The sequence below is a fragment of the Burkholderia vietnamiensis LMG 10929 genome (assembly GCF_000959445.1).
Classification (GTDB): Bacteria; Pseudomonadota; Gammaproteobacteria; order Burkholderiales; family Burkholderiaceae; genus Burkholderia; species Burkholderia vietnamiensis.
The window spans coordinates 65,708-88,353 of record NZ_CP009629.1 but is presented as its reverse complement, the minus strand read 5'-3'; the positions used below and the strand labels follow the sequence as shown (position 1 = coordinate 88,353).

Sequence of the window (22,646 nt, the reverse complement as noted above, 5' to 3'; positions counted from 1 at the left end):
GAAGCGCGGTTTGCGCTCGCTTATTTGCTGTTAGCAGCGAGCGCAGTCTCTAGCCTTCGCGCGAGCTCGCCAAACGAAATTTGGAGCGCGCCGCATAGCGCCAGCATGGTGACGAGTGTCGGGCTCTTTTGCCCGAGTTCGAGCATTGAGATGTAGGTGCGGTCAAGGCCAGCGGCGTAACCGAGGGACTCCTGAGTCGCTTTTCGTGCGGTTCGCAGTTCGCGAAGAACTTCGCCGAAGGCTCGGTTTGGACTGGTCATTTTGGCTGGGAGTTGTCAGCCAAAATTTTCCCGTTTCCGACGATAGTCATCATCCGACTATAGTCGGAATGATGACCTGCACCAGCTATCGAACTGACGACAAAGAGGGGCCTGAGGCGGCGGGGAGGCTTTCGAGCGTCTACGGTGTTATGACGACGCTTTGTTGCGGGACTGGTGCGGGAATGCTGACGGATGGGCTGGCCGGCCCGATCGACGGCCCGACAAGAAGGCCATTGACGTTCGTTCCTACCGTGGTGAGATAAGAGCTGCGTGTCGCGATCGCTGTCACAAGGCCTTGCGGCGGCGCAGTGTTATAGATGTAGACCGCGCCGTTGCTGACGTAGTTGTTGACGGACGTCGGGCGTACGTACCACGTGGGTAACACGCTATCGGGAACCTGGCCAGTGTAGGACGGGTTTGCGGTCGAGTATTGCTGCACGTACGTCCGATACACGCGCATGCTGTCGCCGACTACGTTGGCTTCTTGTGAAACACGCGCGTTCTGCGCGCGAGTCCAGACCGATTCCTCGTATTCGGTTGCGAAAGCCAGAAACATTAGCAGCACGATGAGGAGCGGCATTGCGTCCTCCGCTCAGTGCTTTGCGTCGACGACGCGGAGGGTGTGCCGCGACTGCGACACCTGAAAGTCAAGACCTGGAACAAGCTTCGAAAGCTGCTCGAGCACCTGAAGGAACGTGCCAGTGTAGGGCGAGCTGTAAGTCACTTGGTACGGATTCGACGCGGCCCACTCCGGCTCGGAATAACCTGCCATTTGGGCCCATTGCCGCAGGTTGTCCTGCAGCGATCGATTTGCTGCAAGGGTCCATGTACGGGGCACCTCCGTAGCTGGAACGATCTGGGCAGCGGGCGTCGGCGCGGCTGCAGCGGGAGTGATTTGTGCGGTGAGTTGCTGCGATGCGGCCTGGGGAGTGTTCGCCGCGAGGAAATCGGATACGAGCCGTACCGCATCCTCCTGCGAAATGATCTTGCTTTGTGCCATCGCCATGAGTCGGCGGGCGATTTCGAGCCGTACTTGGTCATTCATTACAGCGCTAGCACCGGATGCGGGGCGTTGCGGCGGTTGCGATGGCGGCAGTGTGGCGGGCGACAGCGTTGCGGTTGCGCTTGCGTCTTGAATCGGAATGAGAAGCGAAGACCTGAGCACCACTTGTATATCGTTATCGGTCGGATCGTCTTCGGGATCGAGTTCGGACCACGTCTGAATCTTTGAGTCGGATACTCCTTGCTTTACGAGCCAGTCCTTCAAGACCGCGACACGGCGTTTCGCTATCGCCAGTTGGGCACGCGTTTTCCCGTAGGCGTTGATCGCGATTGAGTCGGCGGCCAGAGCTGCGCCGGAGAGGTTTTCGAGAGTGTTTCTTCCAGCGCGAGAGGGACGGTTTCCGTAGAACGAAACGTATGCTGTCGTCTCGCGGCGAGCCGCCGCGGGTTGCGATGCGGTGACGGTCGGAGTGTCGTCGCTGACGAAGAATGCGGCGTGCGCGGCGTTGCCGGAGAAGAGCGCAGCGAGAAGTACAACGAGTTGCGGTTTAAGTCTCATAGCCATCAGCCTCTGAAGAGTGGTGGAGCCGGCGGGTGAATTTCTGACGTCAGAAATGCTCTGTCTTTAAGTGATAGAATGATATCATTGTACTATCTAAAAGGGGCGGTTACGATAGAGGCTGTGAACGGCAAGATGCCGATCCTCCGGGGAATCGATCGGGAACATAAATGGACCAGGCTGAAGCTTCGAACTTTGCCGCATCGAGGGGCGACGGCGCGCCTCGTGCGCTATCAGAACAGGCGCGAGAGCGTCGGATGACGGGGTTGCGTCGGGATCTAGGTCCGACGTGCCTCGACGCGTTGAGCAACCCGAAGATCATCGAGGTAATGCTTAATCCAGACGGGCGGATATTCCTCGACGAACTGGGCCGCGGCATGTTCGACACGGGGCAGACGATGGCGGCGATCGCGGCCGAAAGTCTGTTCAACGGTATCGCCGAGATGCTGCGAACCGCGGTTACGGTCAAAGAACCAATTCTCGAGGGAGAGTTGCCTCTGGACGGGAGTCGGTTCGAAGGACTGATTTGGCCGGTCGTCGCAGCTCCAGCGTTCGCGATCCGCAAAAAGGCCTCGTTGATCTTCACGATCGAGGACTACGAAAAACGCGGGATTATTACTCACCGTGACGACCCCTTGAATGCGCGGCGGCGGCAAACTGGGAGCTTCGTGGATGCCGCCAAGGGGCTGTCGCACGGAGACGTAATTCGTCTCGCAATCAGTCAACGCAAAAACATTCTTGTTATCGGCTCGACCAGCTCCGGCAAGACCACGTTGGTGAATGCGATTCTGCATGGGATGGCGACGCTCACACCTGACCATCGGATCGTGCTGATCGAGGACACCGGGGAAATCCAATGCGCGGCCGATAACTTTGTCCAGATGCGTTCGAATGCAGACGTCAGTATGACGCGGCTTCTGAAAGCGACGATGCGGATGCGACCGGACCGGATCATTGTCGGCGAGGTTCGCGATGGAGCAGTGCTGGCACTTCTGAAGATGTGGAACACGGGACACCCTGGCGGGCTTGCGACGATTCACGCCAACGACTGCGAGGACGGGTTGGTTCGTGTCGGCCAACTGATGGAGGAGAACGAAGGTATCAAGGCTAATCCGCAGGTCATCGCGAATGCGATTGACTTGTGCATTTTCATTGAGAAGGAGACGGGTATCGACGCTGGCAGAAAGGTGCGGGAGTTGGCAGTTATCGAGGGGTATGACGTCGAAAAGCGGAAGTACATTCTTCATTATGTTTGATGATTTTTTTAAAGGAGGTTTCATGAAACCCAGTATCGTGAAGGTCAGTGTTGCTGCGTTGGCGCGCGAAGCAAATGCGCGTGTTCGACGTAACGGCGCCAGCTTCATGCGCTACGTGAGGGGGAAATTTTCCCCGTCAAATCTCTACGCGGCATTCATTCTCGCCGGTTATGCCGGTGCCGCTGCGGCGCAGTCGGTCAGCGACAGTTCCGCGCCGTGGGACGGCCCGCTCTGCGGTGTTGCCGGCTGGTTCAAGGGGTCGACGCCGATCGCGGTCGGCACGATCGCGTTCGCCGCGGCCGGTCTCGGCTTTCTTTTCGGCGAGGAATTGACCGGCATTCTGAAGAAGGTCGTGAACATCGTGATGGCGATTTGCGTGGTCGTCGGCGGTGCGGCATTCGTCGGCTGGATAGCGACGAAGCTGGGTGCGGGTTCGAGCGCCTGCTCGGTCTGATCGGGGACGGCGATGAGTGCTGACCACCGGAGTGAGTTGACGCAGGTGACCATCCACGCGTCCGGTGTGCGTTACATGATGTTCATGGGGGGCGAGCGCGGGTTGGTCGTGGGTGGACTCCTCGTCTCTATTTACCTCGCCTTCATCACGACGATGCGGTATTCGCTGTATTACGGAATACCGCTTGGAGTAATCCTATGGGGTATTTGGCTTTCTCTCATGCGCGTCATGGCGCTCAAAGACCCACTCATGTCAAAAGTGGTCCGGCGGTCGCTCAAGTACCGATCGTATTACCCCGCGCGAGGGCGTTTGCACGCGCCGATGCCTTCGTACAAGGACTTCAAATAGAGGCTGAGCGATGAGCGGATTTTGGATCATGATTGGCCTGATGGTCGTTGGCGTCGTATGGTACGCATTGGCGGCCGGCCGGGCGGGGATGCAGAAGGAATACCGGGACGAGGCGCAAGGTCTTGCCGATCTTCTACGCTACGCTCGCCCGCTCGAGCCCGGCATCATGCAGGGCAAGGGCGGTGAGCTGATTGCGGGTTTCTTCTATCGGGGAACTGATACGGAGTCGGCCAGCAACGGCGAACTGGAAGCGATTGCGGCGCGTCTAAACGACGCGCTGCGGCGCTTCGGTTCGGGCTGGATGGTGCATGTCGACGCGATCCGCGCGTCTGCTATCGGGTATCCGGAGAACAACTTCTTTCCGGTACCAGTGGCGGAGTTGATGGATCTCGAACGGCAGTCCCAGTACAACCAGGAAGGGGCACACTTCGAAAGCGTCTACGCGATGATCTTCACGTATCTTCCGCCACTTCAATTGCAGAGCAAGGCAACGGCGATGATGTTCGAGAAGAGCGCGGACTTGAACATCAGCCGCGTGTCGTTGCAGGACCAGATGATCGCGAAGTTCAAGGATCAACTCGATCAGCTCCAGTCGCGCCTCGGAACGCTATTCGAAGGGATCACGCGGATCACTGATCAGGTGGTCGAAAGCCGCGCGGACGGTTCGACGGTGGTTATCGATCATCTCGCGGGCTACTTGCACTATTGCGTGACGGGTGTTCGGCAACACATCGTCAAGCCTCCGCCAGGCGTCATGTATGACGCAATCATCGGCAGTCAGGATTTTACTGGCGGTAATACGCCGCGCGTAGGAAGGAAGCATGTTCGGGCAATTTCGATTGAGGGCTTTCCGGCGACGAGTTATCCGGGCATCCTGAACATGCTCAACACGCTGCCGATTGCCTATCGGTGGAGCACCCGATTCATCTTCATGAATCCGGAGGAGGGGAAGTCGCTGCTCGCCAAGCTGCGGAAGAAGTGGCGGCAGAAGGTGCGTGGCTTCCGCGACCAGGTGAGCAATTCGACGTCCGGGCCGATCGATCAGGATGCACTGGAAATGACCGCCGACGCTCAGACTGCGATGTCGGAGGCCGGCTCCGGTCTAGTGCGCTACGGGCACTATACGAGCGTCGTGCTACTCATGGACGAAGACCTCGTGCAACTGAAGGAGAGCGTCGAGGACTGCATTACCGCGATTTCGGATCTCGGCTTTCCGTGTCGGCTCGAGGACATGAATTCCGTTGAAGCGTATCTCGGCACGCTGCCAGGTCACGGGTACGAAAACGTCCGGCGACCGATTCTGCACTCTCTGAACCTGTCGCATTTGATTCCGACGACGGCGACGTGGCCCGGTCTGAGCGAAAACCCTTGCGCGTTCTACCCTGCGAAGAGCCCGCCATTGCTGATGGCAAAGACAACGGGCAACGCCCCTTTCCGGCTCAACTTGCACGTCGATGATGTCGGCCACACGTTGATGATGGGACCCACCGGCGCCGGGAAGTCGACACATTTGGAATTGATCGAGCAGGCCTTCTTGAGGTATCCGCGAGCCAAGGTGCGGAAGTTTGAGAAGGGGTACTCGTCGTTCGTCTTGTGCCACGCATTGCGAGGTACGTATTTGGATATCGGGAGCGAGCATGGCAGCGAGATCAACTTGTGCCCGCTCGGGAACGTGCATAAACCGGCCGAACGAGCATGGGCTGAGGATTACATCGAAACGCTGCTGACGTTGCAGAAGTTTGTGGTGTTGCCCGAGCATCGCACGACTATCCGTAATGCCCTCAAGAAGCTCGCAGATGCGGACGCGGATCAGCGGTCGATGACCCATTTCATTAGGCAAGTTGCCGATGAGAAGATGCGGGAATCCCTCAAGCCATATTCGCTCGACGGCAACAACGCCATGCTCGATGGTGAGTCGGACAACATCACGCTCGACCGATTCGTTGTGTTTGAGATGGAGCATTTGATGGGTATGGGTGATCGGTTCGCGATTCCGGTCTTGCTGTACCTGTTCCGTTGCGTGGAGCGTGGCCTCGATGGCTCGCCGACGCTGCTCGTGCTCGATGAGGCCTGGCTGATGCTCAATCATCCACTGTTCCAGGAGAAGATTCGGGAATGGCTGAAGGTGTTGCGGAAAGCAAACTGTGTCGTGTTGTTTGCGACTCAGTCTCTTTCTGACGTTGGAAAAAGCGCGATTCGCGACGTGCTCTACGAGAGCTGCCCGACGAAGATATTGCTGGCGAATTCGGAGATTCGCGGCAACGAAGAATCTGCTGCGCAGTACCGCGCGATCGGGCTGAACGAACGTCAGATCGACATCATCGGGCGCATGGCGAAGAAGCTCGACTACTACTACATGTCGCCGCTCGGCCGCCGCAAGTATCAACTTGGCCTTGGCCCCGTATGCCTCGCTTTTGTGGGGGCCTCGGGAAAGGACGATGTCGCTCTTGCACGGGACCTTATCACGCGTTATGGCGAGCGTTGGACCGTCGAATGGCTGCGCCACTGCAACGCGAACAAGGACTGGGGAAAGGGACAACTCACGGAATGGATTGCATATCACGAGCGCCAACTCGGAATCGCGAAACAGGCGGCATGACGATATTTTGATATCTTTCTATCAGCCATAATGCTATAATTAATTCAATGGAACTCAAAGGAGGGTAACATGGGCGTGTTTTTGATTGCGGCGGTGATCGGTTTGCCGGTTATCGCATTCGTCGCTCAGTTGATCGGCGCGCTGGTCGCATTTCCGGTCGTGCTGGGCTTCCACGGACTCAAGGCAGTCGTGACGCTCCGGTTTGGCGCGGTGCGTCACACCACGCACGCTTGAAGGAAAAGCTATGCGAAAAAGGATCTTCAACATTCTGGCGACGGCATTGTTGCTCTGTTGCGGTTTGGCGCACTCTCAGGTCGGCGTCCGATCGACCATAGCAGTGACTGGCGTACAGGTCTTTTGCCGAGGGTCTCAGCCGTACGTCAGGTTCACTCTACCGATCAATGCCGCGGACCAAGCGCGGCCGGGGCTTGTCTACATCGGGATGCACGATCCGACGATGTCGCAGGCTGCATTTCTGAGTGGCAGCAGTTGGGCTGCTTGGCGCGGCGGGATGTTCCCGGTGTACGCGGTAGCGAGAAGCGGGCTCTCCGATTCCACTATCACCCTGCCATTGCCCTTTGCCGTTGCGGGTAACGGATGGCATTTGTATGCGGGATATGGCGCACTGTCGACCACCAATGAGGCGCGCGTGCAAGACGCAATCAATGCCATTAACGCTGCGAAAGCGCTGAGTGCGAACGCCGCCGTGGCATTGAGCGCTAGCGCGGTTGTTGCTGCGATCGATCCAGACCACTATCGGCGCACCCTGATCCAGACGGACATGACGCAAAACGGCAAGTACGCATACGTCAATACCAGTTTTGAAGCGAATCGCGACTTTTGCGATCCACAACAAGCAGGGGCACATTGACCATGAAATCCCTGATTCGCGTCGCTATTCCGCTGTTCATCGGTTTGACACTCGCCTCTCGAGTGAATGCAGGCGGCATGGTGGCTGGCGCGACTGAGCCGACGCAGATTCTCAACAACCTGCAGCTCGTCGCCTCGTACGCGCAACAGGCGCAACAAACGGTCACGCAGATCAATCAATACGAGACGATGCTGCGTAATCTGATGAACATGTCTCCGAGTGCCCTGTTAGGAGAAGCGGCTGGCGCGCTCTGGAACGACAACAATATGTCGCAAGCCTTCAAGAACCTGCAGACCATCGTGGTGGCTGGCCAGAAGATCGACTATACGCTTCAGAACGCTGACCAGTTGTTTCGCAATCTGCACCCTGGCTATGGCTCGGCACTCGACTTCCAGCACGCATATCGGAATTGGTCCGATAACACGCTCAGTGCGGTTCAGAACTCGTTGGCCGTGATGCGCGCGCATATGAATGATTTCTCGAACGAGCAATCCATGGTTGCTCAATTGCAGCAGCGCTCGCAATCTGCGCAAGGGCAATTGCAGGCGCTACAGGCCGGCAATGATGTCGGCGTCGCTATGGTCGGTCAGCTCGAGAAATTGCGACAGCTCCAGATGGCTCAGATGCAGTCTCAGAACGCGTATACGGCTATGCAAATGGATAAAGAAAACATGGGGAACACGGGGCTCGCGCAGGTGTACGGAAACATCCGGGCCAAACGTATCCTCCCTTATACGGCGCCGTCGCTGCCGTCGAACTAACGGAGACATCCATGCGCATTATCGTGATTGGGCTGCTGACTGTCGTTGTTCTCGGCGCTTGCAGTAAGCAAAGCGATGCGGATCGGGTGTACAGCCAACTGCCGGCCTCGAACCCGCGTCTGATGAGTTCATCTGCGGTCCAGGCCATTGACGCGGATGCCGCGGAGAAAGCTGTGTTCGGAAGTATTCATTCGAAGCGCATCAAACACTGAAGGTAGCTCGGCCATGCTCGCCATACTCAAGTTGACGATCCGAAAACCATGCTCGGTGCGCCAGTGGCTCAGGCTCACAGCATTCATGGCCGTCGTCGTAACCCTGCTGAGCCTTTCCGTGTCGGCCCTGGCGCAGAGCACTGGCGGCGGTTACCAATTCAACTTTTTGAATGGAGTGGACGCCAAGTTCTCGCCTTTGCAAGTGACCTGGGGGACGATCGTCAAAGGGTACGCACAGAAGCTCTTTTGGATGCTGGCGACAATTGACTTCGGGTGGACCACCGTAACCTATATTGTGGACAAGGCGGAATTTGCCGACATTTTGAATAGCCTCGTGAAGAAGGTTATGACGATCGCCTTCTTCTGGACGCTTCTCAAAATGTCCGACACTTGGATTCCGGCGATCATCAACTCGTTTAAGACGATCGGTATGGCGGCCGGAGGAGCAGGCGGGGCCGCGCCGTCTGCGGCGACACCAGACGGCATTGTGTCGACAGGTTTCGACACTGCGTTGGCCGCCTATCAGGCGATCGGCGAGTTGGGGGTAATGGAAAAGATCGCGGTCGTGATTCCCGTGACGGCATTGGCGATTCTGGTTTTTTTATCTTTTCTCTTTGTTGCAGCACAACTGCTGGTTACCCAGATCGAGTCGTACATCGCGATCGGTGGCGGGGTGATCCTGCTCGGCTTTGGCGGGTCGCGGTGGACCACGGACATGGCGTCGAAATACCTTCAATACGCGGTAGCGACGGGTATCAAACTGATGGTGCTGTACATGATCGTTGGTGCTGGGCAAACGCTCTTCGATAACCTCGCGATTGATCCAGCGAACCTGATTCAATCATGCCTGATTGCCGCTGGGGAGGCATTGGTCTATGCCTATCTGGGCATCTCCGTGCCGCAAATGGCGAGCGCAATGATGTCGGGTAGCCCGAGCATGACAGCCGGCGGAATGCTTGGAGCGGCGATCGGGGCTGGCGCTGCCGTCGCGGGCGCGGGTGCGGCCGGGATGGCGGGCATGGCGGGTGCCGCTTCGGGTGCCACGGGAGCTGCGGCTGGCGCAACCGGGCTTGCGAAGGCGCTGGGAGCTGGTCTGAACTCGGGTCTGGATCTCGGAAAGAGCGGTACGGCCCTGGCGACTCATGCGCTCGGCGAAATGGGCAGCCATGGCCTTGGTCTTGCAAAGGGGGCGATTGGCGAGGCCGCAGGCGGGGCGAGAACCAGTTTCGCGCAGAAAGTGGATGGGTCGGCTGGTGGAAAAATTGCGTCGAGCATCGAGGCGACGCGTGGCGGTAGTGTGTCGGGGATTCCTGTTCCGCCGTCGGCGCCGGCCAGCAGCGCGCCCGCGCAAGGTGGCGGAGACGCCGCTGGTGCGCCTGCTACCAACGACGCGGGAGCGGGGGCAGCACAACCCGCGCCGAGCGCGGCTGTTGCGGACATGGGCGCTTCGCCTGGACCTGCGGCGACTCCCGTGAGTGCGGCGGTGAACGGTTCGGCGGCGTCGGCGAACTCTGCGGCGGGATCGACGGCAACTACGGCTTCCCCGCCGGCTTCGGCGGGTAGTGGCGGGACAGCCGCCGGTAGTGCGGCAGGAGCGTCGCCTACCTCTGCCGCACCGAGCTCGCGGGTGGCGAGCGCCGGTGGGGCGTCACCTGTCGATGGTGGTGCCGGCAGCTCGAGCGGTTCGGCAAGTGTGCCGGCCGCGCCTTCTGGCAGCCCAGGTGCCGTTTCGACGCCAGTTGATGCGGGGAGTTCAGCGTCGCCTGGCGCATCTACAACAAGCCCGGGTGGGCCGGCGACACCCGGCGGAGACGGATCGACCGCGTCGGTTTCAGGAGACAACAAAGGGCAGGCCCCGAATCGTCCTGGCTCTGACCCGCTGCATAAACGCATCAACGATCTCCAAGGTTACGTGCCGCAAGACGCTGCGCACGCTGCTTCGATCACTATCGATCTTAAACACACCGCCGACTAATATAGTTATTACATAGGGCCGATGAATATGTTTTGGCGCGAGAAAAGGGGCGGCGGTGACGTCGCGGAAGATGTTGTGAAGGCAGAGAAAGAAGGCGGACGCGACAGGTCACGGTCACCGTTTCTTCAGGAGCCGGATGGCAACCGTGATGATCGGTACTTGAATCTGGCGGTAGAGAAGCGCAACTGGCAAGTCGCCTGGAGGATTACCGCCGCCTTGCTCGCGGTGTCGATGTCCTTCAACGGCTATTACATGATGACAAGCAAGTTCATCCCGTACGTGGTTGCTGTCGACAAGCTCGGAACGGTGGTGTCGGTGGGGCAGCCGTCGCGCGCGAATCCAGTCGATAGCCGCCGGGCCATGCGTGAGCAAGTAATTCGATGGGTCGAATGGTCGCGCATCATCGCGGGCGATCAGGACGCGCAGAAGACGTTCATGCGTTACGTCTACGCACGGGTGCAGGCTGGTAGTCCGGCGTACAAGAAGATCGATTCGTTCTATCACGACGAGCGCAAACCGTTCGCGACGGCCGCGGAGTACACGGTGGAAACGCTCGTGACGCTCGCTCTGCCGGTTTCCGATCACTCGTACCAGGTCGAGTGGACGGAAATTAGGCACGCGCCGAATGGTGATGTGCTCGGCGAAGAACGGTGGAAGGGGCTTTTCACATTCAAGACGATCGTTTTGAACAAGGACGAGGACATACAACGGAACGGGACTGGGTTTTTCATCACCGACTTCTCGTGGTCCAAGGTCTTGGGTTGATTTTGATATGGGCGTTACTCGGGAGCACACCGGTATGAAGATGTTGGCGACTTTGGTAGCTTGTCTATTGGTCGCGGTCAGCCAAGGCGCGATCGCGGGATCTGGCAAGAGATTTCTGACGTTCGAAGACGCGGCGGTTGCGCAGGCGAAGAAGTGGCAGCAGACGGGTGTTGCTAAGCCGATCATCTCCGACGATGGGCGGATCAACTATCCGTTTGGCCAGTATTTGCCGAAGCTGACATGCACCATCATTCGAGCCTGCGACATTCAGCTTCAACCCGGCGAGTTGACGACCGGCCAACCGATCGCCGGCGATTCGGCTCGGTGGAAATTCAGCAAGCGAGTTTCGGGCAGTGGCGACAACGCGATAACGCACATCATCGTCAAGCCACTCGATACGAATATCGAAACTAATTTAATTATTACAACTGACAGGCGTACCTACCAAGTCGATCTGTACTCGAGTAAGAACGAGAAGGACTACTTGAACATGATCGGCTTCTACTATCCGGACGAGATTGCGGCTGAATGGGACGAGACGGCAAAAATCAAGGAACGCGATCAGCGTGCTCACGACAAGTTGGTCGCCGCCGAACTCGCACCGGGCTCGGCCGACAAGCTTGATTTCGCATACTCGATCGACGGCAACTCACCGTTGAAGCCCGCTCGTGTCTATAACGACGGCCTCAAGGTCTATATCAAGATGCCCGATGCGATTACGACGTCGGAAGCGCCGATACTCGTTTTGCTGGGCAAAGACGACAAGCCTGAGCTGGTCAATTGGCGTCCTAGCTCCTCCGACCCGACGTTGTATGAGGTCGACAAGCTGTTTGACAAAGCGATGCTGGTGGTCGGGTCGGACGGCGACGAGAAGAAGATCACGATCACGTGGACGAAGAACAAACGCTCCTTCTGGTCGCGTGTGGGGGGGAGCTGAGCATGGCAGTCGCAGATCCGTTTGATTCACCGGATACGGTTCAATTGAAGGGCAAGCTGACGGGACTCACGAGAGTGTCGCGGAAGGTGAAGGCTCTCGCGGCTATCGTTATCGTGGCGGTGCTCGGATATGTCATGTTTGCGATCTTTGGCGCGAACGACGACGGCTCGGCACCATCGTCGAAGGACGACGCCGCCGAGGCAGCAGCCCAGCAGGCACAGAAATCGCCGTCGCCGGCATCACCGAATTTTGGAAACGTTGGCTCGGGGCAGGCCGTGGTCGTCGCCCAGGGAGCCTCCGCTGCTAATGCCGCGCTCGGTCCGACATTTCCTGTGGGGGCAAGCGGCGCAGGCGTGCCGGCCGTGGCGGCGCCAGCCTCGGGGCCGGACGGTGCCGGGAAGGTGGTGCTGGGTTCCCGCACCTCGCCGGCGGGGGCCGAGAGCCAATATCAATCTCCGGAGCAGCAGGAGGCCGCGAGGCGCAAGCGCGAGCTTGACGAAAAGCGGAGACAAGCAATTGAATCGTCGCTTGATGCTGGGAGTGGCGACGCCGCTACAGGAGGGTTGGGAGCTGCCGGAGGGAACGGTCTAGGTAACGCGTCGGCCTCGAGCAATCCTTTGCTTTCGCAACTTGCGCAAGCGGCCGGCGCCGCGGCTGCCGCTCAGGGGGCTGGCGCGACGGGAGGTAGTCCGCTGGTGCCCGCGATCGGCGGCCAACAGCAGGACGACCAGAACAAGCAGGGCCGTAAAGAGCAGTTTCTCGCGAGCGCGGCGAGCTTGGCTAAGACTCGATTGAACGAGGTGAAGCTGCCGGCGACGTCCCCGTACGAGATAAAGGCGGGTTGGATCATTCCGGCAGCGCTCGAGTGTGCGCTCAATTCCGACCTGCCGGGGCAGACGTGCGCTCGGGTGATAGAGAACGTGTTCGACACGGCAACGGGGAAGTATCTGCTGATCCCGCAGGGCAGTAAGCTGATTGGCACATACGACAGCCAAATCGCGTACGGGCAGGAGCGCATTCTGGTGGTTTGGACGCGACTGATTTTCCCTGACGGCAGCAGCATCAGCCTCGATGGGATGCCGGGAGAAGACAAGGCCGGGAATGCGGGCTTCGACGCGACCGTCAACAATCACTATCTCAAGGTGCTCGGTAGCGCCACGTTCATGGCGCTCTTCAGTGCGGGGATAGAGTTGACGCAGAAGCAATCGAATAACGTGAATGGCGTGCAGACGAACTCGCAGATCATTTCCCAGTCCGTCGGTCAGCAGCTCGGCCAGACGGGTTCGGCTTACATCCAAAAGGGTATGAACATCCAACCAACACTGACGCGGGCGCCGGGGTATAAGTTCAACATTGTGGCAACACGGGACATCGTATTCCCTGCTGCGTATAGGCCGGCGCCGGTAACCGCGCGCGGGTACTGAGCGAGGCGTTCTCTCGGCGTTGACGCTATCGATGCGGCGGAACTTGTTTGCCACGAGGGGGTGGACTTCGGCGCGTTGGCGGATGTCGGGGCCTCGGACGTGGTGGTCAAATTTATTTAAAGCGGAAGACGGGAAGCATGAGCTTTCGATACGACATGACGATCCAGACGGCGGGCGGTAGCTGCCGCACGTCGGAATGGGCGAACAACGAAGAGCAGCTGACGGCATTGATGCCGGCAGATGACCGCTCGAAATAGAACGAAACATCATGGGGCGATCATCGCTCGTGACCTTGAGCCTCGGAGTCCAATAAACACCCTCTGGCATAAGACAGGAGGCGTCCGCGTTCGTGGAAGGTGTCGTGCGGGCCTGGACTTTACTTCCAACGTCAGAAGTTATGATGATTTCCCCACTTGACCCGGCAGGCCCCTGCTCAATAGTGTCAATTATTGAAAAGAGTGCGGCGATCGGGCATTTTGTTTCTGACTATAGTCATAACCGCGTTGCTGTCGATCGCATTGTCAAATAACATACGCAGAGGTTCGTCAGGCAAATTTCTACTACATCAAATGCAGGTTCATCAATCCATGACCTCGAAGAAGACTACGCCTCCGAAGGCCGCTGCTGCAAAGAAGGAAGCGCGGCCGAAGCCAAAGGCCGCAGCAAAAGTTGCGAAGCCGTCGCCGAAGGAGCGCGCGGGGGCTCTCAAGACCTCGAAGGTGGCAACCAATGTGTCCAAGAGTGCCACGCCTGCAGCCAAAAAGACGCAAGGCCGGGCGAAGGTTGCCGTTGTTGGGAGAGGGAACGGTAGCCAACGGGCGGTCCACGGGAAGGCCCCGACCAGCAGTGGTGAGGCGGTTGCTGCGTCGGAGACGAGACCGCGCTCGAGCCACGGTCGACGAATTGGACGCCCGAAGACCCGATTGGATGAGTTGAAGGCTGTTCCGACGCGTTGCCCGACGCAGATCTACACGTACCTGAAAGGCATCACACCTTTCCTGTATAGCTCGTTGACTGCGATGTTTGAGGATATGATGCGCCGGTTTTTGGCAGAGCGCCCGTGGGAGCATGGGCTTCATTGGCGCAAGCCGAAAACTGCCGTGACATTTGCTGGAGGAGTAACGGGGCGTACTGGTTGGGAGCAGGTGAATATGCAACTCCCGGCCGACTTGGCTGCCGAAGTCGAAGTTACTGCGACGATCTGCGGCGTGTCGCGCGCGGCATTCTGCTACACGTCGATCTTCTGGTGGGTACAGTACGTTTACCCACCGGCCAAGATGCTTGGTACTCCGGCACACTCTTCGTAGACCAGAATCTCGGTTGCACGTCGGCGTTTCCGACGTCAGAAACGGGCCGCGCATCAGTCGCGGCCCGTTTCTACATAAGAATGATATAAATAAAATTGAATGTTGCGCTTCGAGCGCTACATTGATATCATCGTATCATGCTATTGAGAGAATTCAAATGTCCGACACGAAAGATGAGAAGAAGCAAGTTCTGATTCGGGTGAGGCAACCCGTATTCGATCAGCTCTTTTCCGATGCGGTCGAGGAGACCCGTGCGCGCCGCGAGCGTGTGTCGGTGCCCTCGCTTGTTGTCGACAGACTGGAAGCCATAGACGAGATGGGGGCGCTGCCGGCCGCCATCTTGGCGACGTTCGCGCAAGAGGTCGAGCGTGCGGTCGCAGAGGGCCGTGATTCGGTCAATGTGCCCTTGACGCTTGCACTACGGCTTGCTCGGTTGCTACCGCAGGGATATCGGGACGATAACGTTGGCGAAACGCAAAAGGGAAGCTGACAATGGGTAAGATCATCACCGTAGTCAACCAAAAGGGCGGGGTGGGGAAAACGACCATCTGTTGCCACCTCGCCTTCGCGGCTCAGGACGCGGGGAAGCGCGTGCTGGTCGTTGACTTCGATACGCAAGGCAACGCCTCGCAGTTTCTGAGCCAGGATCTTCGCATCAACAAGCGCAAGGGTGGCTCCGAACAGATATTTGGCGACGGTGAAATAAAATACACAGACCTGCCGGCTGACGGAATGAAACTGCTTCACGGGCACGGCTATCTTGAAGGCCTCGACCAGCGAAAGGACGAGATCCTCAAGCAGGCGACGACGCTGAGGCAGAAGGTGCGGGCCTTGCCGTTCGACTATGTAATTTTCGATACTCCACCGTCGATCGGGCCGCGCATCGCTGCGCCGCTTTTTTGGTCGGACCTGGCGCTGGTGACGATCCAGCCGAAGCTCGCGTCGATGACCGGGCTTGACTCCACTTTCGACACGATCAAGTCCGTTCAGCGCGTCAATCCCGGTCTGGCCATGCGGATGGTGGTGAACCTGTTTTCGCGTTCGTCCGCCACGCAAAAGCGGATGAGGGCAGATTTGGCGCAGAAGTTCGGCAATGCAATCCTGCACGAGTTTTCGATGCGCGTTGCGGTGTCGGATGCCTTGGAGAATTTCAAGCCGGTCTGGAAGCATTCGCGCGACAAAAAGCTCAACGACGAGTGGAAGTCTTTTGCCGCCCGCGTATTGGAACTGAACGCATAAGGGAATGAAAACATGAGCACGCTGGACTTTCTTCAGAGTCTCGAAGCGCCGACGGCGCAGATCCTCAAGGTCGACATCGATCTTATTGATCCTGATCCGAAGCAGCCGCGCCAACAGTTTTATCCGGTCGACGGTGTGATCGATCCCGAGACGCAGCAGGCGTTGGAGGAATTGGCAGACAACATCAATGCCGTTGGTCTCCTGCAGCCGATCACGCTGCGAGAGAAGGACGATGGCCGCTACCAAATTCTCATTGGTGAGCGGCGGTGGCGGGCGTTCAAGTTGAATCGTGATCGCGGTGCACCCGATTCCGAAAAAATCCCGGCTATGATCCGGCAAGAGCTGTCGGCGGCTCAGCTCAAGCTTGCTCAATTGGCGGAAAACCTTCAGCGAAAAGACCTTTCCGACAGGGAAACTGCGGCTTTCCTGAAGGAAACGCTGGAGGAATTTCCGGAATTACAGAAGCAACAACTCGCGAAAATTATCAACCAGAGCAGCCAATACATTTCGCGCATCCTGGCACTGCTCGACCCCAAGTGGGCGGATGTGGTCGACTCGGGCATCATCACCTACGCGTCGCTTCTCGAACAGTATCGGGCGCTTCCGAAGAGCAAGCAGAAGGAGTTGAAGGAGACGGCCCAGCGCGAAAACCGCGCGCTGACCTCTGGAGACATTCGTGCCGCTAAGAACGGCACGAAGAAAGGAGGCGCTTCGACTACGCCGGTGCCGCAACCATCAGCCGACGCTAAACAGCAGTTTGATCCCGAGTTGGCGCGGAGGGTTCAGGAATTCGTCGAGCAGCAGGCGCCGCAAGGCGAGACGTATCAACCGAGTGAAGCGGCACGGAGCGCGCCAGCGCCGGCGCGTCAGATCAAGGACAGTGGTGGCGATGCCGTAATTCCGGAAGGTGCGGGCGCGCTGAACCCGGCTATTCTCGGAAAGCGCGAGGCTCGCCTGACCCTTCAGCAGATCGAGTTGCTGCTCAGTCGGGGCGCGTTGCCGAGCAAGGCGCACTTGGTGTCCGTGATGCTTCCGGTCGAAGAGATGAAGCATGCGATTGGGCAGTTGGGAATGGATCTCCCGGCCGACGACGCGCAGTTGCCGATGGTGCTCGCGGAGGCGATCAACCGATCGGTACGTTGAAAGTAGGCCGGAGTGAATCTCCGGCCTCTTCGTTTGGTGCGATGTAATATAAAAAAAGCACAAAACGCATTCAGAACCGTCCAACACCGACAAGGAAGCAATCAGCCGTGCAGATTCGATGGGGCTTGAATGCCCAAAGTGGTGGTGACGTTGTGTGGGATTCTGACACTGTTGTGAATCCGCACATCGCCGCCTTCGCAGATTCCGGTATGGGAAAGACTACGATGCTGCGCAAGATAGCGCAGGCCATGCAGGAAACAGGTGGTCGCCGTCTTCGCATCCATGTGTTCGACGCGCATGGCGACGTCGAGATTCCTGGCGAATCCGCGGTAAGGTTTCACGAGTCGGCGGACTTCGGTTTCAATCCCCTCGAGCTGAATCCGGACCCCGAATTCGGCGGGGTGCGCAAGCGCATCCAATCTCTCATTGCGGCGATCAATCGCACGTCAGTTCGCCTTGGCCCACGGCAAGAGCGGGCGCTTACGAAGCTCCTGACGGGCCTTTACCGGCGGCACGGTTTCGTCGCCGACGATGCTTCCACGTGGGCCGTGGATGTGGCCGCTGGAAAGCGGTATCCAACCTTGCCCGATGCGATCGAGTACGGTCGGGAGCGGTTGAAGGAGATGTACGTCGGCTCGGACGAGCGGGCAGTGCAGGCCTTCCAGGAAGTTGAGCGCGTTGCGCGTCAGATGCGCGCGAAGGAGGTTGCGCTCGCGCGTCTCGGAAACGACGAGACTCTGACGAAGCTCCAGCGTGAACTGGACAATGCCAAAGAGAAGGCGATCGACGCATTCCGCGAGGCAGTCCTAAGCGTTCACACGGGGGACGAACTGGACAGGGCGATTGAATCCGACGGCCAGGAAGAGACGATTAAGTCGGTCTTGGATCGCCTCGAGAACCTATACGCGATCGGCATATATCGCAGCACTCCGCCCCCTCTTGATCCACGTTGCCGAGTCTGGCGCTACATCATCACGTCGCTTAGTCCGGATGAGAAGAAGCTCTTCACTATCACGCGGCTGGAAACGATCTTTAGTCGTGCGGTGCAGCGCGGCCCGCAGAGCGACATCGTGGACGTTTGCATGATCGATGAGGCGCACCTGTATCAGGACAAGGACGAAGACTACATCATCAACAAGATGGTGCGAGAGGGGCGCAAATTCGGCGTTTCGATGATTTTTGCCTCTCAAGCTTTGACGGATTTTGCCGATGTCCTGATATCCAGTCTTGGAACGAAATTGATCTTGGGGATCGACAGGAACTACTGGCGAGCTGCGATCGGAAAGTTCGGCGTGCCGGAGGCCGCGCTGAAGTTCATCGTGCCGCATCGTCGGATCGTCGTGCAGATGAAGAGGAAGGGCGAACTGAACGCGGGTGCTTACTGGGTGGCGCTTTAATGGTCTTATATTTAAGTTACAATCTAACGTCCATGTAACTTAATGTAATCACTGTAAGAGATTGTGTTATGGACGGGCAACGTTGCCGACCGGCTTCCAACGTCAGAAGCACCGGGGGGTGACCAGGTAAAGAGTAGTCAATAGCGACTACTCTTTACTTACTGAAATTTTCGCGTATCATGTCGCTTATGGGGTGACGTGTGGATATCCAGTTCTGCCTATTGGGAGTTGTGTGATGAAGGGTGCGTCGTCGGTTGTTCGTGAGGTGTTTGCTGAAGAAAGCGGTTATGTCCCGCCAGCTGGTTCGGTTGTGGCTCCGAGCGTCCTCGGCCGTGTGTTCGTAGACAAGCCGTTGCCGTTTGCAACAAATCCTGATGGCTCCGTGGATCTGGTCGTCTACCGAGCATGGCTGGTGAACACGTGGAAAGAGGGCATGGACGCGTTCGAAGAGCAGTCCTCGCTCGTAGGCGTTCGGTCGGAGCCGCGCAAAATCACGCGCCCTTTTACTGTCAGCGCTGCCAAGTAGAGACTTGGTGGTATATATTCCGAACGGTTTTTTTTTGCTAATTCGGAAATGGTATGACGGAAGCTGAGTTTGCTGATTTGATCCGAGAGACGGGCCTGTCGGCCGCAAGTCGAGAGGCTGCTCGCCTAGTCTTTGTGGAAGAGATGCAGCAGGTTGCGGCGGCGGCCGAAGCTGGCATTTCAAAGCAACGGATGAACCAGATCGTCAAGGTCGTCCGCCAGGTTGAGGAGCGGCGGGCCGAAGAGGCGGAGTTGGCCCGGCTTCGGCAGGGCGCGGTGTTGCCGTCCGTGTCCGGTAGCGTAGCTGCGCTCGAGGCAAGCTACGCCGTCGCGGTCAAGGCCGCGCGCGAGCAGCACGGTGACGATACCCGCATTCTTGCCCCAAGCCAGAACGGGAAGACCGTCGGAGAGGTCATCTCGAGATCAGATTTTCATCTTGTCCAGTCAGCCGGTCGCGGGAGTGTCGTGATTCACGAGCTGGCCAAACTCGATCGTGTGCCGCAGGTTGGGAAAAGCGTTGCAATCACTTACTCGGAAGGCCGCGGAGTGGTGGCCGATCGCGGCCGCGACGCCAGTCGTGGATCAATCACAAGATAGTAAGGTCAGCGGCGCGCAGTGCTGGTCGGGCCGACGTTGACGTGCAGCTAATCGGCCGGCTCTCTTTGCCTTATTCTGATTTTTTAAAATCAGCTAACCGGAGAATGACATGAGTGGCGAAGCTCTCAACAATGCGCCTGCAAGCGAATCGCGACGCTCGCGCGCCCGTGTGAACCCGGACGTGAAGCGGCAACGGTTGAATCCGCTTGATGGCGACGAAAACGGTGTAAAGGTCGTTTTCGATGGCCGTGACACATACGACGTACGTTTCGGCTACAACCCGGTTCTTGTCGCGCAAATGCACAAGATCGACGGTGCGCAGTTCGATCGAAACGCGGATGCGTGGAAGGTTCCGGTGTCGCAGTACGACGCGCTCGGCGATGCCGTGGCTCGTATGCGCTCGGAGTACCTGGTCGATATCGCCTCGCGCGGGGATATCGAGCGACTTGCAGGGGCGATGGCTGTTGAGCGACAGCAGGCCGCTGGTATCGAGTCAGCCCCGCCGGCGCGCCTCTCAGATTTCCACCAGGTCGGCGAATCGCTACGCGGGGAAATCATAAGCGTGAACGATCGGTATGCCGCGCAGCTGACCGGTTTTGGCCGCCGCGATGGCATCGCTTTCGTGACGCTTCACCGATTGTCGGAGTTGGGCGATCAAGTATTCAAGGGCGACAAAGTGTCCATTACCTACGGGGAAAAGGGGCGTGCAGCGGTCAGCCAGATGCATACGCTCGAGGAAAAGCTGGATGCGTCTCTCGGTCGGTCCGTGGATGGAGTGACGGTCGTGCAGGACGGCGACAAGTACAAGATCAGCTTTGACTTCAATCCGACTCTTTCCGATCGCATCCGGCGTGTCGACGGGGCGCACTTCGATCGCAAGGAAAATGTCCACGTGGCCGACGTGAACCTGAAGACTTTCGTGGCGCGCGCAGTCAACGACATGCGCAAGGAATATGTTGCCGACCGGGCCGACCGTGATCAGATGGAGTCGATCGCGAACGAGCGGATTGACGGCGTAAAAGTGCACGACGCCTACGTGTCGAACGGCGACGCCTACTCCGGTCGGGTGCTTGCGGCGAACGACCGGTACGTCCTGCAGCACAACGGCAAAGATCACGTTGCACTTCATCGCGTGCGCAATCTGAACGAAGCACCCGAGGTCGGGCACAACGCGCGGATCGTCTATCAGAACGGCCGCGGACGTGTGTACGAGCCGCAGCAGGACCGTTCGAAGTCCAAAGGACTTTCGCGATGACGTCGAAGCGGAGGCTCTTGCCTCCGTGAGTCTTTTTGAAGATGTGACCCTAACGCGTCGGGTCGGATTGGCAACAGGCCGAGACAGTCTCTCACGCGTGTATTTCTTGGTTTTCAGATGGAGGATGATATGGAGCAAGCGGTGGCCGGAGTGGAACAGATCGTGACGGATCTCGACGTGGCTGAGCGGGAAACCGCGGCGCAAGGGGCGGGGCGAGTCGTCCCGAGCGCGCTCACTGGCTACGAATATGTGCCGGGCAAGGAATTGAAGACGGCGGAGGGTGAATATTTTTATACGCCGGGTGAAGGCGGGGCGGTTTCGCGACTGGCATTTCTTCCCGCAGCCGGCTCGCTGGATGGCGTGCAGGAGCTTCCGTCGTTGGATGCCCTGAACAACCATCTGGCTCAGCGCACTCCCGCCGACCGTGCGGCTGTGATGGCGTTCTTTGAGTTGAGCGAGGAGTCGCGCGAAGCATCTCGTACGGCTAGCGCGTCCGAGAAAGCGCAGGCCGCGGCAGTCGCACCCGTGCAGCAGGATGCACGTGGGAGCGAGGCTCACGCTCGTGATGCTGTCGAGAATGCGATCATGCCGGCGCCCGCCATCGACGAGGGCGCTGCGCTGGGCGAGCGTATGGCCAAAGCGAACTGGTATTACGCATATCTTCAGGATACAGGCGAGCGACTTGCCGCGAGGAAGACCGCTGAATCGATCCTGAAGGACCTCGCGGCCTTCGCAAAGAGTGATTCGAAGCGAGCAGCAGAATTGTGGACGCAACATGGTCCGAAAACGATAAGCCCGCCCACGTTTGTGCGCGAAGCAATGGGCGAATCGGCGTCGCTCGATCCTGTACAACCGGTCGACATTGCAGGGGCTGAGGTGCTTGACGCGGCGCGTCGGCGTGAGGCCGAGGAACACGCGGCTGATGAGCAGGGAATCGAGAATGCGATCCGGCCTGCCCCCGGCACGATGGAGCGAAAGGATGCCACTCATGGGGCTGAGGACGCTTTCGTGAAAGCTCCGGAGCAAGCGCCGTCGAGCGGGAAGGAGGGCGCGGCCACGGCAAAGCAAGGTCCGGCGACCTTGCTTGCTGGCAGGTTCGTGCGCGGCGAGAACGGCGAGTATCGGCGCCAGGGCGAGAGCCGCGTCGCGCTTGTGGACGAAGCCGAGAAGATTCGCTTTGTGGATAAGCAGATGGACGCCTTTCAGGCGGCGATCGAGCTGGCGAAGGCAAAGGAGTGGGGCGCAATCCTCGTCACGGGCACTGAGAAATTCCGCAGCGAATCCTGGCATCACGCGAGCATGGCCGGTCTGAGGGTCGTCGGCTATGAGCCGACCGAGAAGGATCTGGAAACGCTGAAGCGGGCTCGTGAACGTACGGGAAAGGATGGTGTGTCGAGCCAGTCGAGGGCAGCGGCCGGTGCGACCGTGAACGATGCCGAAGCGAAAGCGAAGTCGCTGAAGGCAGCGAACGAGTTCGCGCTGGATACGGTCGGCGTGACGCAACCACTGAACGATCGCAACGGCCGCTACGCGGGCAAAGTGCTGCACGAGACCGACCATCATGTTGTGCAGGACGTCGGCCGAAAGGTGGCCGTCGTTCATGAAAAGGGGGCCTTCAATGCGGCGGACCTGAAGAAGGTGATCGAACGCGGGGGCAGCTTGCGTGTTCAGTACGAGAATGGTCGCGCTACGATCGACACGGGTAAGGGGCGTTCGCAGTCGCATAGCCGATGAGCAGCGCTGTCCGTACGCCTGTGGGA

The 22,646-nt window shown here is 58.6% G+C and carries 25 protein-coding genes; 21 read left to right on the top strand and 4 right to left on the bottom strand.

From position 1 onward, the window contains the following. Positions 1-20: 20 nt before the first annotated feature. From AK36_RS30430 to AK36_RS30420, 3 genes are all read right to left on the bottom strand, one after another. Positions 21-260, bottom strand: coding sequence for a helix-turn-helix domain-containing protein (locus tag AK36_RS30430; RefSeq protein ID WP_080938571.1), 240 nt, complete (start codon positions 258-260; stop codon positions 21-23). Between the two features lie 139 nt (positions 261-399). Next, on the bottom strand, positions 400-840 hold the full coding sequence (gene pilM, locus AK36_RS30425; RefSeq protein ID WP_080938570.1) for a type IV pilus biogenesis protein PilM: 441 nt from the start codon (positions 838-840) through the stop codon (positions 400-402). A gap of 12 nt (positions 841-852) precedes the next feature. Then, a complete protein-coding gene (locus AK36_RS30420) occupies positions 853-1,821 on the bottom strand; it encodes a TcpQ domain-containing protein (protein ID WP_158348931.1) in 969 nt (322 codons plus the stop codon). A 170-nt stretch (positions 1,822-1,991) separates the two neighbouring features. Between AK36_RS30420 and AK36_RS00410 the strand changes: the two genes are divergently transcribed. The 12 genes from AK36_RS00410 (at position 1,992) to AK36_RS30225 (ending at position 13,423) form a co-directional block, all read left to right on the top strand. Continuing rightward, complete coding sequence (locus tag AK36_RS00410) at positions 1,992-3,077, top strand: ATPase, T2SS/T4P/T4SS family (RefSeq protein WP_045577585.1); 1,086 nt, start codon at positions 1,992-1,994, stop codon at positions 3,075-3,077. A 22-nt stretch (positions 3,078-3,099) separates the two neighbouring features. After that, entirely contained in the window at positions 3,100-3,531 is a 432-nt protein-coding gene (locus tag AK36_RS00405; protein ID WP_158348929.1) for a TrbC/VirB2 family type IV secretion system protein, read from the top strand. A 12-nt stretch (positions 3,532-3,543) separates the two neighbouring features. Beyond that, on the top strand, positions 3,544-3,879 hold the full coding sequence (gene trbD / locus AK36_RS34690) for a conjugal transfer protein TrbD (protein ID WP_045577583.1): 336 nt from the start codon (positions 3,544-3,546) through the stop codon (positions 3,877-3,879). A 28-nt stretch (positions 3,880-3,907) separates the two neighbouring features. Beyond that, positions 3,908-6,478 carry a VirB4 family type IV secretion/conjugal transfer ATPase gene (locus tag AK36_RS00395; RefSeq protein ID WP_224383439.1) on the top strand — a complete coding sequence of 857 codons (2,571 nt, stop codon included), beginning with the start codon at positions 3,908-3,910 and terminating at the stop codon, positions 6,476-6,478. A gap of 69 nt (positions 6,479-6,547) precedes the next feature. Then, a complete protein-coding gene (locus tag AK36_RS33645; protein WP_155753953.1) occupies positions 6,548-6,712 on the top strand; it encodes a hypothetical protein in 165 nt (54 codons plus the stop codon). Positions 6,713-6,935: 223 nt separating this feature from the next. Then, positions 6,936-7,349, top strand: coding sequence for a hypothetical protein (locus AK36_RS32370; protein ID WP_144410604.1), 414 nt, complete (start codon positions 6,936-6,938; stop codon positions 7,347-7,349). Positions 7,350-7,351: 2 nt separating this feature from the next. Next, positions 7,352-8,110 (top strand): P-type conjugative transfer protein TrbJ, encoded by a 759-nt coding sequence (gene trbJ, locus AK36_RS00390; protein WP_045577581.1) that lies wholly within the window; start codon positions 7,352-7,354, stop codon positions 8,108-8,110. An 11-nt stretch (positions 8,111-8,121) separates the two neighbouring features. Then, a complete protein-coding gene (locus AK36_RS33640) occupies positions 8,122-8,322 on the top strand; it encodes a hypothetical protein (protein ID WP_155755425.1) in 201 nt (66 codons plus the stop codon). 13 nt (positions 8,323-8,335) lie between these two features. Further along, on the top strand, positions 8,336-10,297 hold the full coding sequence (trbL, locus tag AK36_RS00385; RefSeq protein ID WP_045577580.1) for a P-type conjugative transfer protein TrbL: 1,962 nt from the start codon (positions 8,336-8,338) through the stop codon (positions 10,295-10,297). A gap of 21 nt (positions 10,298-10,318) precedes the next feature. Then, positions 10,319-11,062 carry a VirB8 family type IV secretion system protein gene (locus AK36_RS00380; protein ID WP_059862450.1) on the top strand — a complete coding sequence of 248 codons (744 nt, stop codon included), beginning with the start codon at positions 10,319-10,321 and terminating at the stop codon, positions 11,060-11,062. A 34-nt stretch (positions 11,063-11,096) separates the two neighbouring features. After that, positions 11,097-11,999 carry a P-type conjugative transfer protein TrbG gene (gene trbG / locus AK36_RS00375; protein WP_158348925.1) on the top strand — a complete coding sequence of 301 codons (903 nt, stop codon included), beginning with the start codon at positions 11,097-11,099 and terminating at the stop codon, positions 11,997-11,999. 2 nt (positions 12,000-12,001) lie between these two features. Beyond that, positions 12,002-13,423 carry a TraB/TrbI/VirB10 family type IV secretion system protein gene (locus tag AK36_RS30225; RefSeq protein WP_080938566.1) on the top strand — a complete coding sequence of 474 codons (1,422 nt, stop codon included), beginning with the start codon at positions 12,002-12,004 and terminating at the stop codon, positions 13,421-13,423. A gap of 580 nt (positions 13,424-14,003) precedes the next feature. Here AK36_RS30225 and AK36_RS33635 read toward each other — a convergent pair. Continuing rightward, a complete protein-coding gene (locus tag AK36_RS33635; RefSeq protein WP_155753952.1) occupies positions 14,004-14,162 on the bottom strand; it encodes a hypothetical protein in 159 nt (52 codons plus the stop codon). A 184-nt stretch (positions 14,163-14,346) separates the two neighbouring features. On the opposite strand from AK36_RS33635, the gene AK36_RS00365 reads away from it, so the two are divergent. From AK36_RS00365 to AK36_RS00335, 9 genes are all read left to right on the top strand, one after another. Next, positions 14,347-14,730 (top strand): hypothetical protein, encoded by a 384-nt coding sequence (locus AK36_RS00365; RefSeq protein ID WP_045577578.1) that lies wholly within the window; start codon positions 14,347-14,349, stop codon positions 14,728-14,730. A gap of 157 nt (positions 14,731-14,887) precedes the next feature. Further along, positions 14,888-15,220, top strand: coding sequence for a hypothetical protein (locus AK36_RS00360; protein ID WP_045577577.1), 333 nt, complete (start codon positions 14,888-14,890; stop codon positions 15,218-15,220). Between the two features lie 2 nt (positions 15,221-15,222). Then, positions 15,223-15,969 (top strand): ParA family protein, encoded by a 747-nt coding sequence (locus AK36_RS00355; protein ID WP_045577576.1) that lies wholly within the window; start codon positions 15,223-15,225, stop codon positions 15,967-15,969. A 12-nt stretch (positions 15,970-15,981) separates the two neighbouring features. Further along, positions 15,982-17,112, top strand: coding sequence for a ParB/RepB/Spo0J family partition protein (locus tag AK36_RS30220; RefSeq protein ID WP_052691527.1), 1,131 nt, complete (start codon positions 15,982-15,984; stop codon positions 17,110-17,112). A gap of 107 nt (positions 17,113-17,219) precedes the next feature. After that, a complete protein-coding gene (locus AK36_RS00345; protein ID WP_045577575.1) occupies positions 17,220-18,509 on the top strand; it encodes a helicase HerA domain-containing protein in 1,290 nt (429 codons plus the stop codon). Between the two features lie 235 nt (positions 18,510-18,744). Next, positions 18,745-19,035 (top strand): hypothetical protein, encoded by a 291-nt coding sequence (locus AK36_RS32365; protein WP_144410603.1) that lies wholly within the window; start codon positions 18,745-18,747, stop codon positions 19,033-19,035. 53 nt (positions 19,036-19,088) lie between these two features. After that, positions 19,089-19,631 (top strand): KfrB domain-containing protein, encoded by a 543-nt coding sequence (locus AK36_RS30215; RefSeq protein WP_052691525.1) that lies wholly within the window; start codon positions 19,089-19,091, stop codon positions 19,629-19,631. Positions 19,632-19,740: 109 nt separating this feature from the next. After that, positions 19,741-20,886 (top strand): KfrB domain-containing protein, encoded by a 1,146-nt coding sequence (locus AK36_RS00340; protein ID WP_144410602.1) that lies wholly within the window; start codon positions 19,741-19,743, stop codon positions 20,884-20,886. A 129-nt stretch (positions 20,887-21,015) separates the two neighbouring features. Further along, positions 21,016-22,620, top strand: coding sequence for a KfrB domain-containing protein (locus AK36_RS00335; protein WP_144410601.1), 1,605 nt, complete (start codon positions 21,016-21,018; stop codon positions 22,618-22,620). Positions 22,621-22,646: the final 26 nt, after the last annotated feature.

Coding starts and splice junctions, on each gene's coding strand:
- AK36_RS30430 (WP_080938571.1), bottom strand. CDS start 260: ATGACCAGTCCAAACCGAGCCTTCGGCGAAGTTCTTCGCGAACTGCGA.
- pilM (WP_080938570.1), bottom strand. CDS start 840: ATGCCGCTCCTCATCGTGCTGCTAATGTTTCTGGCTTTCGCAACCGAA.
- AK36_RS30420 (WP_158348931.1), bottom strand. CDS start 1,821: ATGAGACTTAAACCGCAACTCGTTGTACTTCTCGCTGCGCTCTTCTCC.
- AK36_RS00410 (WP_045577585.1), top strand. CDS start 1,992: ATGGACCAGGCTGAAGCTTCGAACTTTGCCGCATCGAGGGGCGACGGC.
- AK36_RS00405 (WP_158348929.1), top strand. CDS start 3,100: ATGAAACCCAGTATCGTGAAGGTCAGTGTTGCTGCGTTGGCGCGCGAA.
- trbD (WP_045577583.1), top strand. CDS start 3,544: ATGAGTGCTGACCACCGGAGTGAGTTGACGCAGGTGACCATCCACGCG.
- AK36_RS00395 (WP_224383439.1), top strand. CDS start 3,908: ATGATTGGCCTGATGGTCGTTGGCGTCGTATGGTACGCATTGGCGGCC.
- AK36_RS33645 (WP_155753953.1), top strand. CDS start 6,548: ATGGGCGTGTTTTTGATTGCGGCGGTGATCGGTTTGCCGGTTATCGCA.
- AK36_RS32370 (WP_144410604.1), top strand. CDS start 6,936: ATGTCGCAGGCTGCATTTCTGAGTGGCAGCAGTTGGGCTGCTTGGCGC.
- trbJ (WP_045577581.1), top strand. CDS start 7,352: ATGAAATCCCTGATTCGCGTCGCTATTCCGCTGTTCATCGGTTTGACA.
- AK36_RS33640 (WP_155755425.1), top strand. CDS start 8,122: ATGCGCATTATCGTGATTGGGCTGCTGACTGTCGTTGTTCTCGGCGCT.
- trbL (WP_045577580.1), top strand. CDS start 8,336: ATGCTCGCCATACTCAAGTTGACGATCCGAAAACCATGCTCGGTGCGC.
- AK36_RS00380 (WP_059862450.1), top strand. CDS start 10,319: ATGAATATGTTTTGGCGCGAGAAAAGGGGCGGCGGTGACGTCGCGGAA.
- trbG (WP_158348925.1), top strand. CDS start 11,097: ATGAAGATGTTGGCGACTTTGGTAGCTTGTCTATTGGTCGCGGTCAGC.
- AK36_RS30225 (WP_080938566.1), top strand. CDS start 12,002: ATGGCAGTCGCAGATCCGTTTGATTCACCGGATACGGTTCAATTGAAG.
- AK36_RS00360 (WP_045577577.1), top strand. CDS start 14,888: ATGTCCGACACGAAAGATGAGAAGAAGCAAGTTCTGATTCGGGTGAGG.
- AK36_RS00355 (WP_045577576.1), top strand. CDS start 15,223: ATGGGTAAGATCATCACCGTAGTCAACCAAAAGGGCGGGGTGGGGAAA.
- AK36_RS30220 (WP_052691527.1), top strand. CDS start 15,982: ATGAGCACGCTGGACTTTCTTCAGAGTCTCGAAGCGCCGACGGCGCAG.
- AK36_RS32365 (WP_144410603.1), top strand. CDS start 18,745: ATGAAGGGTGCGTCGTCGGTTGTTCGTGAGGTGTTTGCTGAAGAAAGC.
- AK36_RS30215 (WP_052691525.1), top strand. CDS start 19,089: ATGACGGAAGCTGAGTTTGCTGATTTGATCCGAGAGACGGGCCTGTCG.
- AK36_RS00340 (WP_144410602.1), top strand. CDS start 19,741: ATGAGTGGCGAAGCTCTCAACAATGCGCCTGCAAGCGAATCGCGACGC.
- AK36_RS00335 (WP_144410601.1), top strand. CDS start 21,016: ATGGAGCAAGCGGTGGCCGGAGTGGAACAGATCGTGACGGATCTCGAC.